13 protein-coding genes are annotated in these 15,398 nt (G+C 43.8%); 5 read left to right on the plus strand and 8 right to left on the minus strand.

Annotation, left to right across the window (positions count from 1 at the left end):
• Positions 1-5 precede the first annotated feature (5 nt).
• On the minus strand, positions 6-572 hold the full coding sequence (locus tag JEY82_RS12520) for a helix-turn-helix domain-containing protein (protein WP_304085919.1): 567 nt from the start codon (positions 570-572) through the stop codon (positions 6-8).
• 328 nt (positions 573-900) lie between these two features.
• Between JEY82_RS12520 and JEY82_RS12525 the strand changes: the two genes are divergently transcribed.
• Positions 901-1,653 carry a lipopolysaccharide assembly protein LapB gene (locus tag JEY82_RS12525; protein WP_304085921.1) on the plus strand — a complete coding sequence of 251 codons (753 nt, stop codon included), beginning with the start codon at positions 901-903 and terminating at the stop codon, positions 1,651-1,653.
• A 23-nt stretch (positions 1,654-1,676) separates the two neighbouring features.
• On the opposite strand, the gene JEY82_RS12530 is transcribed toward JEY82_RS12525, so the two are convergent.
• From JEY82_RS12530 to hisS, 6 genes are all read right to left on the minus strand, one after another.
• Positions 1,677-2,960: a transcription antitermination factor NusB gene (locus JEY82_RS12530; RefSeq protein WP_304085923.1), complete on the minus strand. Its 1,284-nt coding sequence runs from the start codon at positions 2,958-2,960 to the stop codon at positions 1,677-1,679.
• Between the two features lie 17 nt (positions 2,961-2,977).
• The gene (locus JEY82_RS12535; protein ID WP_304085925.1) at positions 2,978-3,796 is read right to left on the minus strand and encodes a DUF116 domain-containing protein; all 819 of its coding nucleotides are present in this window, start codon (positions 3,794-3,796) and stop codon (positions 2,978-2,980) included.
• A 2-nt stretch (positions 3,797-3,798) separates the two neighbouring features.
• The gene (gene fmt / locus JEY82_RS12540) at positions 3,799-4,812 is read right to left on the minus strand and encodes a methionyl-tRNA formyltransferase (RefSeq protein ID WP_304085926.1); all 1,014 of its coding nucleotides are present in this window, start codon (positions 4,810-4,812) and stop codon (positions 3,799-3,801) included.
• Entirely contained in the window at positions 4,776-5,297 is a 522-nt protein-coding gene (def, locus tag JEY82_RS12545) for a peptide deformylase (protein WP_304085928.1), read from the minus strand. The genes fmt and def overlap by 37 nt, the downstream gene beginning before the upstream one ends.
• Before the next feature lie 164 nt (positions 5,298-5,461).
• Positions 5,462-7,285 carry an aspartate--tRNA ligase gene (aspS, locus tag JEY82_RS12550; protein ID WP_304085930.1) on the minus strand — a complete coding sequence of 608 codons (1,824 nt, stop codon included), beginning with the start codon at positions 7,283-7,285 and terminating at the stop codon, positions 5,462-5,464.
• Between the two features lie 19 nt (positions 7,286-7,304).
• Positions 7,305-8,537, minus strand: a complete 1,233-nt coding sequence (gene hisS / locus JEY82_RS12555) for a histidine--tRNA ligase (protein ID WP_304085932.1) — start codon at positions 8,535-8,537, stop codon at positions 7,305-7,307.
• Positions 8,538-8,775: 238 nt separating this feature from the next.
• On the opposite strand from hisS, the gene JEY82_RS12560 reads away from it, so the two are divergent.
• Both JEY82_RS12560 and JEY82_RS12565 read left to right on the plus strand, forming a co-directional pair.
• The gene (locus JEY82_RS12560) at positions 8,776-9,246 is read left to right on the plus strand and encodes a DUF2628 domain-containing protein (protein WP_304085934.1); all 471 of its coding nucleotides are present in this window, start codon (positions 8,776-8,778) and stop codon (positions 9,244-9,246) included.
• A gap of 42 nt (positions 9,247-9,288) precedes the next feature.
• On the plus strand, positions 9,289-10,203 hold the full coding sequence (locus tag JEY82_RS12565) for a caspase family protein (protein WP_304085936.1): 915 nt from the start codon (positions 9,289-9,291) through the stop codon (positions 10,201-10,203).
• 1,199 nt (positions 10,204-11,402) lie between these two features.
• Here the strand turns inward: JEY82_RS12565 and JEY82_RS12570 are convergent.
• On the minus strand, positions 11,403-12,398 hold the full coding sequence (locus tag JEY82_RS12570; RefSeq protein ID WP_304085938.1) for a tRNA (adenine-N1)-methyltransferase: 996 nt from the start codon (positions 12,396-12,398) through the stop codon (positions 11,403-11,405).
• Positions 12,399-12,828: 430 nt separating this feature from the next.
• Between JEY82_RS12570 and JEY82_RS12575 the strand changes: the two genes are divergently transcribed.
• Together JEY82_RS12575 and JEY82_RS12580 are read left to right on the plus strand one after the other, a co-directional pair.
• Positions 12,829-13,809, plus strand: coding sequence for a radical SAM protein (locus JEY82_RS12575; protein ID WP_304085940.1), 981 nt, complete (start codon positions 12,829-12,831; stop codon positions 13,807-13,809).
• A gap of 57 nt (positions 13,810-13,866) precedes the next feature.
• A complete protein-coding gene (locus tag JEY82_RS12580; protein ID WP_304085943.1) occupies positions 13,867-15,333 on the plus strand; it encodes an Rne/Rng family ribonuclease in 1,467 nt (488 codons plus the stop codon).
• Positions 15,334-15,398: the final 65 nt, after the last annotated feature.

Below are 15,398 nucleotides of genomic sequence, written 5' to 3' on the forward strand. Positions count from 1 at the left end.
TTCTCTTATTCAGGGAAATACAGAACTGCGTATATTTCACATTTTTTGTCGCCGTAAGCAGCAACGCTGTGAGGAACTACAGAATTGAAATATGTGCTGTCGCCTGCTTCTATGACGCTTGTTTTTTTGCCGTAGACAATTTCAAGCTGACCGGAAACAACAATGATAAACTCTTCTCCTTCGTGAGAAGTGAGTCTGTGTTCTTCGTTGCTTGGTTCAATCTGGATAAAAAAAGGTTCCATGTGACGGTCACTTTTTCCTTTACCAAGGGAAAAGTACTTCATAGAAGCGGTTTCTTTTTTCTCTGAATGCATGGTCAGTTCTTCCTGACGCTCATCTAAACGGACGATTAGGGGGTCTTTGCTGACATGGTCATCAAGAAAAGTGCCGAGTCTTACACCGAGAGCTCTTGCAATTTTAAGTAGCGGTCCGAGTGAGGGGTATTTGTCTTTTTCTTCGACGGCTTCGAGAAAATCAACTCCAAGCCCTGTGCGTTTCGAGAATTCTTCGAGGCTGATGCTCTGTTTTTCTCTGAAAGTTTTAATACGATGTCCTATTTTAGCTTTTGTCATACTGCCCTCTGCTGGTCTATGTCCGCTTTTTACGGGATTGTGCATAAATAATGGTAAATCGTTAAGCAATGAGTACTTACATTAACAATATAATTTTGTCATTAGTCCATAGCGTAGCGGGAATTTATTAAAATGATATGATCACTCGGGCGCAGGGTAAAACTTAGCGAAGTAAAAATGAAGAGATAAATTGCAAATTTATAAGATATTTTTATAACTGGTTGGAGTAAAGCTTCTTTCACACTGTTTGGTTACATTTGTTAGTGGCTTTCCTTAAAGAAATTATCTATGTTTATCGCTACATTTTGAAAAAATAAAGGAAACATCAATGGCTGCTGTAGATGATAATAAGGGAAGAAAAAAGATTCAAGGTGTCTTTTCCAGTCAGAACGTACAAAAGATTGGAACCGGGACAACTGTGCGTCGTACAATCAGTAAGATGTATTGGATGGCGACAGAAATGGATGATGGAAATGTAGAAGTTCAGGCTCTTAATACCAATTATATTCCTTCCGGTCCTAAAACAGCGGTCACAATGGAAGAATTTCTTTCAAAGTATTCTCCTGAGCCGGAGTTTTATGTTTCTACAGTTTATCCTAAAATGAAAGAGCTTAGCGGAACTGTTCAGCGTGGTGAAAAAGCTAGACAGGCCGGAGCAACGTACAGTGCCGAGTTTGAATTTCAAAATGCATTAGGTGTGGATGAAGATAATGTCCGCGCAAATTTCGGTTTGGGACTTACCTATATGGAGCGCGGAGAATCCAGCAAAGCTAATGATATATTTGAAAGGCTCGTGGGTCTTGATGCCGCATTTGAAACCGAGCATAAGCATCTTTTTAACGAGTTCGGTATTAATTTGAGGAAGACCGGAATGCAGGATCAGGCCATAGATTATTATAATCGGGCACTGGAAATGACCTCAAATGACGAGAACCTGCATTACAATATGGCTCGAGCTTATTTTGAAAAAGGCCTTCTTGACAAAAGTGTTGAACATCTGGAGAAAGCTCTCAGCCTTAATCCTGATCATCCTGAAGCCCAAAAATTTCTGGATTATATCAAGAGTACGCAGAACAACTAATAGCTCTTTTGCTTAGACTGCGTTTATATTTTTTCAAGCAGAGCAGAATAGAAAAATTCTTTAAGCTGTGAATCCGGAGATGTTGTCCATTCCTTTTTCAGACGGGTATCTTTGTTCTTTTTTAAAAAATTAGCGATTTGCCCGTGGTTTTCCGCAGGATTAAGTGTGCAGGTTATGTATGCTAAAAATCCACCTTTGCGAACAGTTTTCCAGCCATTATCAAGTATTTTAGACTGCAAAAGAACCAAAGATTCTGTATCTTCAAATGAGCGTTTGAACTTAGTGTCCGGTCTTCTTGAAAGGACACCGAGACCTGAGCAAGGTACGTCGAGCAGGGCTGTGCCGACGGTTCCAGCAGCAATCGGTGGATTGATTGCAGAGCCTCTGAAGGCCGCAATAGAAGGGAATTCTTTTTTCAAAGCAGTGAGCCTTCCGAGGTGTGGATCACTGGCGAGAACCGGCTTAATGTCATTGTGCATCAAGTATCGTGATTTACCGCCGCGACCGGAGCATGCATCCCATACAGGAGTGGGCCAGCTTGAAGGTTCAAGTATGGAAAGAGCAACTCTTGCCGCGTAACTTTGTCTGAAAAGAACTTTATCCGGCAGTCCTTCCAGCACCGTAGGGCGAACCCCTGAATGAAAGGCAAAAGCTTCTCCGTCAGAAGCAATAAATTCTTTTTCTAAAAGTAGGGCCGCCGCCGCGTCCTGTCCCGCATCATCTGATGTATCAATTGCAAATCCGGCAGCAGGAGGACAAATTTGAGCCTCGAGGTATTGAATCGCCGTTTCTCTGCCGTAACTGTCAATCCATAACTCAACAATCCATTGCGGACATGCGTAGTAAGCGGAAAGAGCTTTCATTTCATTGTGGAGATTTCTGCGGAAAAAATCGATATCCACACCGTCTTCAGCAAGTCTTGCAACTTTACGAAGCACAGCATTTGCGAGACCTCCGAGTTTACCCCGGGTCAGCTTTTTTACTGAATCAACGCCCCAGTCTACAGATGCGTAGGCGGGAACATCCATGTGCAGGATTTCATATGAAGCAATTCCTAAGACTTGAAGAACAGGTGCAGGAAGTCCTTCCGGTCTCGAAAGAAAACAGCCCAGCACGTGTTGCAGGCGGATTCTCATTCGTAGATAGCCGTATAGAACTTCGGTAATAAAACCGCGGTCTCGTCGAGCCAGATCGTTTGATGAAAGGGCAGAGTCCAGTATGGCCTGAGCATCCATTCCACTATCAAGAGTTTTGGATACACAATCAAAAGCCAGCCCTCTGGGCCCCGGCAGGGATAAATTTTTCATCTGATAGATTCCGTTTTTTAGAGGCCGCTAAGGGGTGTCATGCCGACATTTTTTTCTGCGTCGACAGGTAATTTTTCAGCTTTAATAAAATTTCGCAGTGCATTTTCAACTGCTATAAGAGATACTTGTGTGTCAAGGCAAGGCCCGTGTGGTCGTTCATTAAGAACTCCGAAAACCGGCAGCGGATAAGTGTCTTGAATTCCGCTGGCAAGATCCCGTTCACAGGCAATCGCTATAATCAGTTTCGGTCTTTTCTGGACAACTATACGCCTTGCGATGGTTCCGCCGGTTGCTACAGCGAAATGGGCACCGTATTTATCGCGAAGTTCAAGAAGCCCCTTGATGGTGCAAAGTCCGCAACGCTTGCAGTTGTCCACATCGTAAGTAAGGCGCATGTCACAACGGCTGTTTTGCAGGCAATGCGGAGTAAGCATTAATATTTTATCAGGGTCACAGGTTCCGGCTTTTGACTGAACCAGTTCGTTGTTAACTTTGATAAAGGACGCTCTTATTTTACGTTTGGAGAGGCCGAAGACTCTACCCAGTATGGTCATAAGCGGCAGAAAAAGTTTAATCGTAAGGCCCCGTGCTTTCGTGGAAAAAGGGAAAGTTTTTCCAAGAACCACATTGGCGAGTAGAGCCAGATAGGCCCATCCGACGAGCAATATGAGAATTGTAACGATTACACCTAATATCCATGAAGCCCATGAACCGAAGGCGGAAATACCGACATACGGCACATACCACAACGAAGCTAAAAACAGGCAGAGCAGAATGCATGTGCCAGTAATCAGGCCGATGAACAAGCGTTTTTTAGAATCTTTCTCGACACTCACTTTTAGCAATCCGAACCGGATGTCTGTCCATCCGTACTAGTTGGTTGTGTATGTAATTTGCTCATATATCCACACATGAAAGCACGTCCGTCCATGGCTTTTTTGCCAGCCGGTTTTACCTTTTCTGCAAGGTATATTTTGTCTTTACAGGCTATTTCCAGAAAACCGTCATCTTCACCGAGAATTGTTCCCGGAGTAGTGTCTACGGCTTCTTTATCGCTTATTTTGCCGGGAGTGATGACCAGACGAACCGGTTCTTTGTCGTTTTCGGCCTGCCAGAAGAAATAAGCACCGGGTGACGGGTGCATTGCGCGGATCTGATTATGCACATCCTTTGCATTTTTATTCCAGTCTATCAATCCGTCTTCTTTTGTAAGCTTGGCGGCGTAAGTGGCGATTTCATCATCCTGTTTTATTATAGCTAATTTGCCGGTATGATAACGAAGAATCGTTTCCATTATCAGCGGTCCGCCCATTGCAGCCAGTTCGTCATGGATTTTTCCGGCGTGGTCGTTCCACGCAATTCCTAACGCTTGCTGGAGCAGCATGGGGCCTGTATCAAGCCCTGCTTCCATTTTCATGATAGTGATACCTGTTGCGACGTCACCGTTTTGGATGCAGCGCTGAATAGGAGCAGCCCCCCGGTATTTGGGAAGCAGAGAGCCGTGTACATTGATGGGCAATACCGCAGGTATATCCAAAACTTCCTGAGGAAGAATCAGTCCGTACGCAGCCACAACAAGGAAGTCCGGCTTTAGTGAACGCAGCTGTTCAATATCAGCCTTGTCCTTGAAATTGAGCGGTTGAAACACAGGTATATCATGTTTCAGAGCTACTTCTTTCACAGGAGAAGGCTTAAGTTTGTGGCCTCTTCCGCAAGGGCGGTCAGGCTGGGTATAAGCTCCGATTACTTCGCAACCGTCCCACTCCTGAAGGTATTCAAGAATGGTGGACGCGAAGTCCGGAGTGCCCATGAAAACTATTTTCCAGCGTGGTTCTTCTCTTGTTGCTGCCATTTTTTGATCTTCTTATCGTACATTGCTTTTTTAAGACGGCCCACTTTGTTTACTATGAGAGTTCCGTCAAGGTGATCTAATTCGTGCTGAAGAACGATTGCCAGAAAGTCGTCTGCTTCAATTCTGATATCTTTCCCGTTTTCATCCATTCCGGTCACAGTAACTTTTTCGCTGCGTTTGATGACGCAACTGAAAGAAGGACAGGAGAGGCAGCTTTCTTCGGAATCTACTTTTCCTTCGCTGTCAATGATTTGAGGGTTGATAATTATCTGCAGATCTTCTCTGTTTTTAGGGCCTGATGGATCAATTACAATCAGGCGGAGCTTTTCTCCGATCTGCGGCGCTGCCAGACCGACTCCGTCATCTTCGTACATGGTTTCAACCATGTTATCGATGAGCTCTTTAAGCTCAGGAGTAATCTTTTCTACAACGGCGCATGGATCTGCAAGATTAGGATCAGGATATTTGAGAATATCGAGTTTCATAGTACTTGAGATTTTCCTTGGAAATTCCGTACACAAAGTGTTCGGGATTCCCGTAATTATTAAAGGCTTACAGTCGCTTTTTTTGCGGCTTTGACATTCCGATCTGCTCTGTGCAGACCGGAATGCTATCTTTTTATCGTTTGACTTGTAAAGAGGCTCTTGGTTTAAGCTTCTTTCTTTTCGCGGAGTCTGATTCCAAGGTCGCGAAGCTGAGTGCTTGCAACGGCTGAAGGTGCTTCAGTCATCAGACAGGTAGCCTTCTGAGTTTTAGGGAAGGCTATAACGTCTCTGATGGATTTTGCTCCGCATAGTATCATAATAAGTCTATCCAGACCAAAGGCAATGCCTCCGTGAGGCGGTGCTCCGAATTTAAGGGCGTCCATGAGGAATCCGAATTTGGAACGGGCTTCTTCTTCGCCAATACCGAGAGCTGAAAACATTTTTTGCTGCATTTCAGGGGTATGGATACGGATGGAACCGCCACCTATTTCGTAACCGTTAATTACGAGGTCATATGCACGGGCAAGAGCTTCTCCCGGATTTTCGCTGATGGTATCCATCTGTCCAACCTGCGGAGAGGTGAAAGGATGATGTCTGGCAACGTAGCGTTTTTCATCAGGGTTGTACTCAAGCAGCGGGAAGTCGGTAATCCATAATGGAGCATATGCGCTCTCATCAATAAGCTCAAATCTTTCACCGATCTTAATTCTAAGTGCTCCAAGTGCAGCATTTACGATATCAGTTGATCCGGCCTGGAAGAAAAGAATATCTCCAGCTTTTGCTTTGGTAAGTTCAGAAAGCTTTGCAATTTCTTCTTCGTTGAAAAACTTAACAATCGGAGACTGCCATTCGCCATCTTCTTTAACTTTAATCCATGCAAGTCCTTTGGAACCGTAGATTTCAACAAACTTAGTGTATTCGTCGATTTCTTTACGGCTGAGCTGCGCTCCGTTTGGAACATGCAGAACTTTGATCAGTTCAGATTTAGCAAAAACTTTGAAGTCAGAACCTTTAAAAATCTGAGTAGCTTCGAGGTGTTTCAGTTCGAAACGTACATCAGGTTTGTCCACACCGTAATCGCGCATTGCGTCAGCATAGGTCATACGCGGGAAAGCAGAAGGAAGCTCTTTTTCAATGGTTTCGGTGAAAACTGTGCGGATCATGTTTTCAGCCATGCCCATGATTGTTTCTTCGTCAGTGAAGCTCATTTCAATATCAATCTGAGTGAATTCAGGCTGACGGTCTGCGCGAAGATCTTCATCTCTGAAACATTTAACGATCTGGAAATAACGGTCGAGGCCGGAAACCATGAGCATCTGTTTAAAGAGCTGCGGAGACTGCGGCAGAGCGTAAAATTCACCGTTGTTCATGCGGCTCGGGACCAGAAAGTCGCGTGCTCCTTCAGGAGTACTCTTGGTGAGAACAGGTGTCTCAACTTCGAGGAATCCAAGTCCGTCAAGGAAGCGGCGAACAGACTGTGCGGCCTTGTTGCGCAGGATAAAGTTCTTGGCAAGGATAGGGCGGCGCAGGTCCAGAAAGCGATATTTAAGACGGAGCTGTTCAGCCGCGTCTGTACGGTCTTCAATGGCGAAAGGAGGAGTCTCAGAAGTATTAAGAAGTTTCCATTCATCAACGATGATTTCAATTTCACCTGTTGTCAGAGCTTTGTTGATCATGCCGTCGGGACGGGCTCTGACCTTACCCTTGATAGCAACAACGTATTCTGAACGGATAGCGTGAGCGCGTTCGTGAACATCTGTGTTGTGCTCGGGGCTGAAAACAACCTGTGTAAGACCTTCACGGTCACGCAGATCGATGAAAATAAGTCCGCCGTGATCGCGGCGAAACTGAACCCAGCCCATGAGCAGGACTTCTTCACCGAGGTTTTTTGCGGTTACTTCATTACAATTGTGAGTTCTTTTCCAGCCTCCAAGGTCTTCAATCACTCGGTATTCGTCGTAACTGCGTTCTTCATTTTGTTCAGACATGGTAGTCTCTCCCGGGATTTTATTTGAAATATTCATCACGCGGCAGGGATTCCTGTCCGCCTTCGATCATGTCTTTGACTGTGACCGTTCCGTTCTCAACTTCGTCCGTTCCGAATATAAAACATTTCTTTACAGCAAGCTTGTTTGCCTGACGTAATTGACTTTTCATACTGGTGGCGACAAAAGCCGCTTCTCCTTTGAGTCCTGATTTGCGCAGTTTTTCTGCAAAAATCAAGGCATCTCCGGCCGCTCTCTGATCAACCAGAGCTATGTAGAAATCAAGTTTTTCTTGAAATTCTCCGTCCAGCAGCATGGCCAGTCTTTCCATTCCGCAGGCAAATCCTATGCCCGGAACCTGTGCTCCGCCGAGACTGTGGACCAGTCCATCATATCTTCCGCCGCCTGCAACCGCAGTCTGTGCGCCGATGTCGCCGGAAGTTACTTCAAAAGTTGTTCTCTGGTAATAGTCGAGACCGCGAACGAGTCGTGGATTCAGAGTGTAGTCCAGTCCCGCTTCATTAATAAGAGCAATTACCGCATCAAAGTGATCTCGGCAATCTCCGCAAAGGTGATCCGGGATGGATGGAGCGTCTTTTGTAAGCTCTTTGCAACCTTTGCTTTTGCAGTCCAGAACTCTGAGTGGATTGGTTTTGACGCGACGGGTGCAGTCTTCACACAATTTATCCTGATCCACTCCGCTGAAATAATCATCAAGAGCCTTTCTGAAAACAGGTCTGCATTCAGGGCAGCCAAGTGAGTTCAGCTCGAAAGAAAGTTTGCTAAGGCCGATTTTGTTGAGAAAAGTTGAGAGCATGAGCAGGACTTCCGCATCCGCCTGAGGCTGGCTGGCTCCGAAAACTTCTGCATTTATCTGATGAAACTGGCGCATGCGTCCAGCTTGAGGCCTTTCATAGCGGAACATAGGACCGACAGTGAATAATTTGCTTACTTTGCCCGGCTGATAAATTTTATTTTCAACATATGCGCGGACAACACCTGCGGTGGCTTCAGGACGCATTGTGAGCGAACGGCCTTTGCGATCAGGAAAAGTATACATTTCTTTTTGCACAACATCAGTTTCTTCACCGATGGAGCGGCAGAACAGCTCGGTTTTTTCGAGAATTGGAGTTCTCAGTTCTCCGAAACCGTAACTTGAAAAAACGTCTCTGGCTGTTTTTTCCATGAAGGCATATTTTGCACTTTCTTCAGGGAAAAGGTCTGCAACACCTTTGATTTTTTGTATTTTTGCCATAATTCTTCTCTTTGCGGATTTTCGGGGTAAATAGGAATAAAACCGGCCCGATCCCGGTTCGGGGCGTGGAACCAAATCTCGTTAGTCCAATATGGTGCGAATGTCAAAAAAAGCAGGCTTTGCGGGATTTTTATGTATACTGGTGTTGCCAATTTTTTCTGCGTGCGGCATTAAGCGGATGATGTTAAAATATAGATTAAAAACTTAGACAGTCCCGAAAATTCACGGAGAATATATTATGAACATGATAACTACTGATGATTATGCAAGTTTTATCGGTCCCAATGCTGGTAAATATTTATTTAATTTTGCAAAATTTCAATCCCTGCGGGACGGGTTTACTGTCACTTGGCACTGGCCTGCGTTTTTGTTCGGTTTCTGGTGGTTTTTATACCGTAAAATGTATTTTTGGGCATTTGTCACATTTTTATTAGGATTTTTGCCTTTTGGTAACTTAATAGCTCAATTCGGATATGGGCTTAGTGCGTACTTTTTATATTACAGGGATAGCACTGCTAAGGCTTATGCGGTAATGTCTACATATCCGGGGCAGAATACCCGCATGATTTTAGAAGAGACTGGCGGGGTGCATGGCTGGGTTAAAATCGTGGGAATTCTTTGCTTCTTCCTGCAACCGGCATGGATCTTTGTTGTTTCACTATTGTTCGGCGGAGCTTTTGTCTGCTCATTTCAGCAGGTGATGATGTAAGTTTGGGTTAGTATTTATTTTTAGCTCTGTGAGGGGAGATATATGAAAAAATTATTGTTATCGAAAGTTAATTTTTATTTCTTCGTGTTTCTAACCGGTTGTTGTCTGTTCTTCGGTTCAGCCCAACCCTCACAAGCTCAGTCAAGGCTGGCCCTCCTTGTGGGGAATGCTGCTTACAAGAACGGCCCGCTCAAAAATCCCGTGAATGATATCAATGCAATGTCCAGCGCTCTCAAAAAATCAGGGTTTGAAGTGATGGTGCTGAAAAATGCGGATCGTGCTCAAATCGGGAAAGCTATAGATGAATTCGGCCGTAAACTTACAAAAAAAGATGTAGGTCTGTTCTATTTTTCAGGACACGGGTTGCAGGTTAAAGGTCGCAATTACCTTGTCCCCATCGGCATGAAAGTTCAGGGCGAAGCTGATGTTCAGTATGAAGCCATAGATGCCGGAAGGGTGCTTGCTAAAATGGAAGATGCCGGCAACAGAATGAATATCGTAATTCTGGATGCGTGCCGGAATAATCCGTTCAAGCGTAGTTTCAGGTCCGCTCAAAATGGTCTGGCCCAGATGGATGCTCCAACCGGATCTTTCATAGCTTTTGCCACCGCACCGGGAACGGTCGCTCTCGACGGTAAAGGTTCGAATAGCCCTTATGTTTCACACATGGTGAAAAATATGGGTAAAAAGAATCTAACTATCGAGAAGTTTTTTAAAACAGTTCGTATCGGGGTCATAAAAGATACAAGCCGTAAACAGACTCCGTGGGAATCTTCATCACTGGTGGGTGATTTTTATTTCTCGGGTAAAAGTGCGGAGGCTCAGACCCAATCGCAGCCGAGTACAGTGCAAAGTAACAAACCTCCACAGAGTCAACCTGCTCCGACTCCAGACCCTAGACCAGCTAAGCCTAAAAAGTCTAAGGACGATCAAATACTGGATATGTTGCTGAACTAAAAAATTGATATGTGTTGATTGAGATCACGACATAACCTGTCAGATTTTGTCGCATGTATTTATTATCCTATTATTAGTGGAAATGGTGAAATCTCTCAGAATCAATGATTTTGAGAGATTTCGTTTGTTAACCCTAATGATGGGATTTTTTTATGAATAAACAGAGATATTATGTTTTACAGAAGAAGAGAAGGGAAGAATTGAATCCTTCGGATCGGATTTACATGGCAGATTAAGAGGGGTATACGGTTGCGGCTCTAATGTTGTGAATAATGTAGAAGTTTTGTCATGTTAAAAGCCAAGGATGGAAGGGTGAGGATCTTTCCCTAGTTTTTGAATTCAGGTGAAAAGGGTGGACTTGTACCGTCCTGGAATAAGTTTTGTAATTGGCTTGTTCGGAAGTGCTTGGAGTCTTATACTTCAAGCTTTTTTGCGTTGTTTTCAATGGAGATTAGTTCATGTCATTAAGAGATTCGTTTGTTCCATATGGAGAATCTGTAATTGTTGAGTCCCTTTATACAAGCATATTTACGAAAAGCCAGATTCTTAAATTGTATTTAACATACTACTTGTTGCCTAATTTATATTGGTTTCATATCTAATATGTTTAATGTTTGAAATTAGATCATTTCTTATTATGGTGTCGGATATTAAAGTTATTTATGTGATAAAAATTGCAATGTTTACGCTCTTTCTAATGTTGTCATCTCTTTATGCACTGAAAAGATATTTACGGTCTGAGTATCGTGGGTTAAATTTTAAATACTTATTTTTGTTTTCAATGTTTTTTTGTGCTCCTTTATTTATATTTATAGAAAATTATAGGCTTATTTTGCTTAGTAAATTGTATCTTTTCCCCGCAAAGATAATGCAAGGTATTGATGAAAATCTATTCATTCTGGTTATAAATCAAATGGCCTTAATTATAAAGTTTATTGCACTAATATTGTTTTTAAAAATGTTCATAATAGCCGTTATTAAACAAAATAATCTGAACATAGCCAGATTTGAAAAAGAGACTCAGTAATATGATGGCGACTCCAAAATATAATATTCTCACACATGACAGGTTTAAGACTCAGACGCGATTGTTTGGATTGTGTCGTTTTGAATTAAGAAATCGATTTTAGCTCATAAAAAAGGGCTTGGAGTGTAATCACTCCAAGCCCTTTTTAAATTCTATATTAACTGAAAGCGATTTAGGCTTTATCAGTCGTTTCTTCTGTCGTCTCGTCATCTTTTACTTCTGGAGCGGCTTCCGGAGTTGCGGCTTCAGTTGCTTCGACAGCCGGAGCTTCGGTGACAGTAGTTTCTTCTGTCTGAGCTTCCTCTGGCGGGGTCGTTTCTGCCTGATTTTCAACTGTAGTTTCTGCTATCTCAGGTGTAGCTTCTTTTTTTTCTTCTGTTTTCTGATCGTCACCTGACATTATGGAACTATCAAGGGAGCGGGCGAAAACAAGGAAGCCTGTGTGAGCGACCATGCGGTCATCAGGGCGCAGTCTTTCTGCGACAGGTTTCCAGCGGCGAAGAAGAATTTCAACAACTTCAATGTCAGTGAAAGGGCCTTTATCAAGTCCGGCGATAAGTTCGCTGACCTGATTAGTTGTAGGCAGCAGGAATCCGAGCATTGATCCGGGGATAACGGCTTTAGGAATGTGGTGCAGGTAGTCCCATGGAGTGCGGACGTCGAGGAAAAGAGCATCACAATCTGTTGCCTGAAAGCCTTCTTCAATATCAAGATTAAACTGTTCAACGCGATGTGACAGTCCTGACCATTCAAGATTTTTGCTGACAAGTTTAAAGAATTCAGGACGGCGTTCATGGGTATAAACTTTACCGGTGTCACCTACATAATAGGCTAAAGCGGTTGTCAGGCCACCTGATCCTGAGCCTGATTCAATAACTCTGCATCCTGGACCGATTCCCAGTTTAAGCAGAAGATATCCGATTTCTTTCGGATACATAATCTGAGTCTGACGTTTTACGCCTTTGATCAAATCATGGACTGTCGGCTTAAGAATCTGGTACTTGCGCCCCAAGTGGGTCTTAACCATTCTTCCATATCCTGCAGCGATGACGTCTTCCATAAGGATTTTGCCATCGTGGGTATGAATATCATCCCCATCCTTTACTACGCGTAAATAACGCTTGCCCTTGGGGTTTATGAGCAGTACCACTTGTCCAGCATTAAGCATTGACTTCCTCCTGAATGAATATTCCGCCGGATTACGGTTGAAACGCGCGTAAGTCAATCCCTGACTTTTATAATATTGGGTTGTAATATTGGTCGGGGAGCACTTAAACGCTCTGCCTTATATATTCAATACCGATTTATTGCCCTGCCTAATTTAAATTTTATTTTTTTTGAACTGCCGGAATTGTTGATAAAAACATTAATCAGCAAATTGTCGCGGCATATATAAAATCTTGAGTTTTTAATGCAATAGGACTAGTGGTAATGTGTTCAAAGAAAGTTGTGTTTTTTAGCATGTGATTATTTTTTATTTAAGATTTGAAGATCAGTCTGTAAATACAGTCTCTTTGAGTCTTTTTAGAGGTTTTGATCGACGAGATTGGAAGATAATTTCCATAAAATTGAATTTTTTGCTTCTTGACGGATAGAATATGGGTTATAAGTATATCTTCGGGCCGGTTTTTTCCGGTAGAATAGGTCGTTCGCTTGGTTTGGATCTGCTTGGAAAACGGATTTGTTCCATGGATTGCGTTTATTGCGAAGTCGGAGCGACAGAGTTTCTGGTGAGTGAGCGCAGGCCTTATGTTTCCGCTACTGCAATTCTTGATGAGCTTGCAAGCTGGAAACAGGAAGGACATCTTTTGCCCGATGTGATTACTCTCGGAGGTCTTGGGGAGCCGGTTCTCAATTCCGATTTGCCCGAGATTATCAGTGGAGTTAAAAAACTTTTCCCGTCTTTGCCCGTGGCTGTATTAACAAACGCCACCCCGATGACGGACCCCGAAGTTCGCAGAGAACTGCTGGAAGCAGATATTGTGCTTCCGTCGATGGATTCTCTTGTTGCTTCGGAATTTCGGGCCGTAAACAGGCCGTGTAAAGGAATTGATCCTGAAGACGTAGCTAAGGCTCTGATCGAATTCCGTAAGGAGTTCAAAGGTAAGATTTTTCTGGAAGTGCTCCTTTCAAGGGGATACAATGATTCGGCTGAAAATCTTTCTAAAATGAAAGCTTTTTGTTCTGAACTCTCCCCGGACCGCATTGATGTGGTCACACTTTCGCGCCCCGGAACTCTAGAGGTTGCTTTACCGGTTGATTCCGGGACTTTAGATCTTTGGAAAAAGGCTCTTGATGCCGCGCCCTGCACTGACAGGGATTGCGGTTCCGATGAAGGCGCAAAGGGAAGGAACGGCTCGGATACATCCGTCCATGTGCAGGATGGAGACTCCGCAGCATTTGACCGGATTCAGGCTTCTCTCATGCGTAGACCGCAGACAGCGCAACAACTTTCAAAAGCCCTTGAAATCTCCTTTGATGGAGTGATACAGGTGATTGAAAAGTTGGAGAACAGCGGCAAGTTGACCGTAAGGCAGACAGGTGATGAAATTTATTACAAGTTTAAGCCGGATGGTTGATACGTGATTTAAGCTTCTGAATCCGTGGAATATTTAAACTTTTCCCGGAATTAGAAAATGACAAACAAGAAAAGAAAAGAAAAAATGTTTATAAGCGTCCTGCCTGAAGAACAGGTAGAGGTTGCGCTGACTCAGGAAGGTCAGGTCATCGAGTATTATGTTGAAATGCTCCATCAGGCCAAGACCAAAGGAAATATTTATAAAGGATATATCCATAACATTGATGCCGCGCTTCAAGCGGCGTTCATCAACTACGGAGCCGAACGTAACGGTTTTCTTCAGGTTGATGAAATTCACCCCGAATACTATCAAGGAACCTACACGCTCAAAAAAGGGCACAGGTATCCTTTATTGCAAAAAGTTTTAAAGCCCGGACAGGAAATTTTTGTTCAGGTTGTTAAAGAACCTACCGGTAAGAAAGGTGCGTTTTTATCATCGTATCTGTCTATTCCGGGGCGCTATTTTGTGCTTACTCCCGGAAGAGAGCAGATCGGTATTTCCCGTAAGATCGAAGACGAAAAAGAACGTACCAGACTTAAAGAAATTATCGATTCAGTTAGTCCCGGTGACGGTGTAGGTGTTATTGTCCGCACTGCAAGTATGGGCCAGAGCAAATCTGCGCTGACCAGAGATTTTAAATTCCTTACCAGACTTTGGAATGACATCAGAACAAAGGGGCAGGATCTTCAGCCTCCGGCTCTCGTGTATGAAGAAATGGGACTGGCATCACGCTCTGTTCGTGATTACCTTTCTTCCGATGTAACTGAAATATGGGTGGATGATAAAGACACGGCAGATCAGGTGCAACAGCTTGCCACATTGTCTTTCCCGAGACGCAATAATCTGGTTAAACTTCATTCTGATACAGATAAATCTCTTTGGGAACGGTTTAATCTGGTTAAACAGATCGAGCAGATCTACGGACGCGAAGTAAATCTTCCTTCCGGCGGCAGGCTTGTTTTTGACCAGACAGAAGCTCTTACCGCGATTGATATCAACTCCGGTAAGATCGGCGGAGAACGTAATTTTAAAGAGATGGCGCTCAAGACGAATAAAGAGAGTGCTGAAATGATTGCCTGCCAGCTTAAGCTCCGTGATCTCGGCGGTCAGGTGGTAATCGATTTTATTGAAATGAAAGATCCCAAGCATTGCCGTGAGGTTGAAAAAACCATGCGCTCGGCTCTTAAGACTGATCGCGCACGGACGGATGTGGGTCGTATTTCGCGCTTCGGACTGATGGAACTTGTTCGTCAGCGTTTAGGCTCTTCCGCCATCGCAGTCAGCACTGAACCCTGCCCTTGTTGTCAGGGAACAGGTATGCGGCGTAATATGGAATGGCAGTCTATGCAGGCTCTGAAAGATATTTATAGAATGCTCAGAAGGCCGGGCTGCACCTCTCCTCTCAATTATGAAGCGGAAGAAGAGCTTGCCTTGTATCTTTTGAATCATAAACGGCCCGCAATTGTTAATTATGAAAAGGCGTTTGGCACCAAGATTAATATAGAGATTCAGTGGGCTGAATAATAAATGTAATATGTTTTTAATAAGGCAGTGTTTTTGCTTCAGAGCAGGAACACTGCCCTTTTTTA

The organism is Maridesulfovibrio ferrireducens, assembly GCF_016342405.1.
GTDB classification, from domain to species: domain Bacteria; phylum Desulfobacterota; class Desulfovibrionia; order Desulfovibrionales; family Desulfovibrionaceae; genus Maridesulfovibrio; species Maridesulfovibrio ferrireducens_A.

Bases quoted from the DNA above. Each gene is read 5' to 3' on its own strand.
- JEY82_RS12560 (WP_304085934.1), top strand. From the start codon at position 8,776: ATGAACATGATAACTACTGATGATTATGCAAGTTTTATCGGTCCCAAT.
- JEY82_RS12570 (WP_304085938.1), bottom strand. From the start codon at position 12,398: ATGCTTAATGCTGGACAAGTGGTACTGCTCATAAACCCCAAGGGCAAG.
- JEY82_RS12530 (WP_304085923.1), bottom strand. From the start codon at position 2,960: ATGAAAAATTTATCCCTGCCGGGGCCCAGAGGGCTGGCTTTTGATTGT.
- def (WP_304085928.1), bottom strand. From the start codon at position 5,297: ATGAAACTCGATATTCTCAAATATCCTGATCCTAATCTTGCAGATCCA.
- fmt (WP_304085926.1), bottom strand. From the start codon at position 4,812: ATGGCAGCAACAAGAGAAGAACCACGCTGGAAAATAGTTTTCATGGGC.
- hisS (WP_304085932.1), bottom strand. From the start codon at position 8,537: ATGGCAAAAATACAAAAAATCAAAGGTGTTGCAGACCTTTTCCCTGAA.
- JEY82_RS12520 (WP_304085919.1), bottom strand. From the start codon at position 572: ATGACAAAAGCTAAAATAGGACATCGTATTAAAACTTTCAGAGAAAAA.
- JEY82_RS12580 (WP_304085943.1), top strand. From the start codon at position 13,867: ATGACAAACAAGAAAAGAAAAGAAAAAATGTTTATAAGCGTCCTGCCT.
- aspS (WP_304085930.1), bottom strand. From the start codon at position 7,285: ATGTCTGAACAAAATGAAGAACGCAGTTACGACGAATACCGAGTGATT.
- JEY82_RS12525 (WP_304085921.1), top strand. From the start codon at position 901: ATGGCTGCTGTAGATGATAATAAGGGAAGAAAAAAGATTCAAGGTGTC.
- JEY82_RS12565 (WP_304085936.1), top strand. From the start codon at position 9,289: ATGAAAAAATTATTGTTATCGAAAGTTAATTTTTATTTCTTCGTGTTT.
- JEY82_RS12575 (WP_304085940.1), top strand. From the start codon at position 12,829: ATGGGTTATAAGTATATCTTCGGGCCGGTTTTTTCCGGTAGAATAGGT.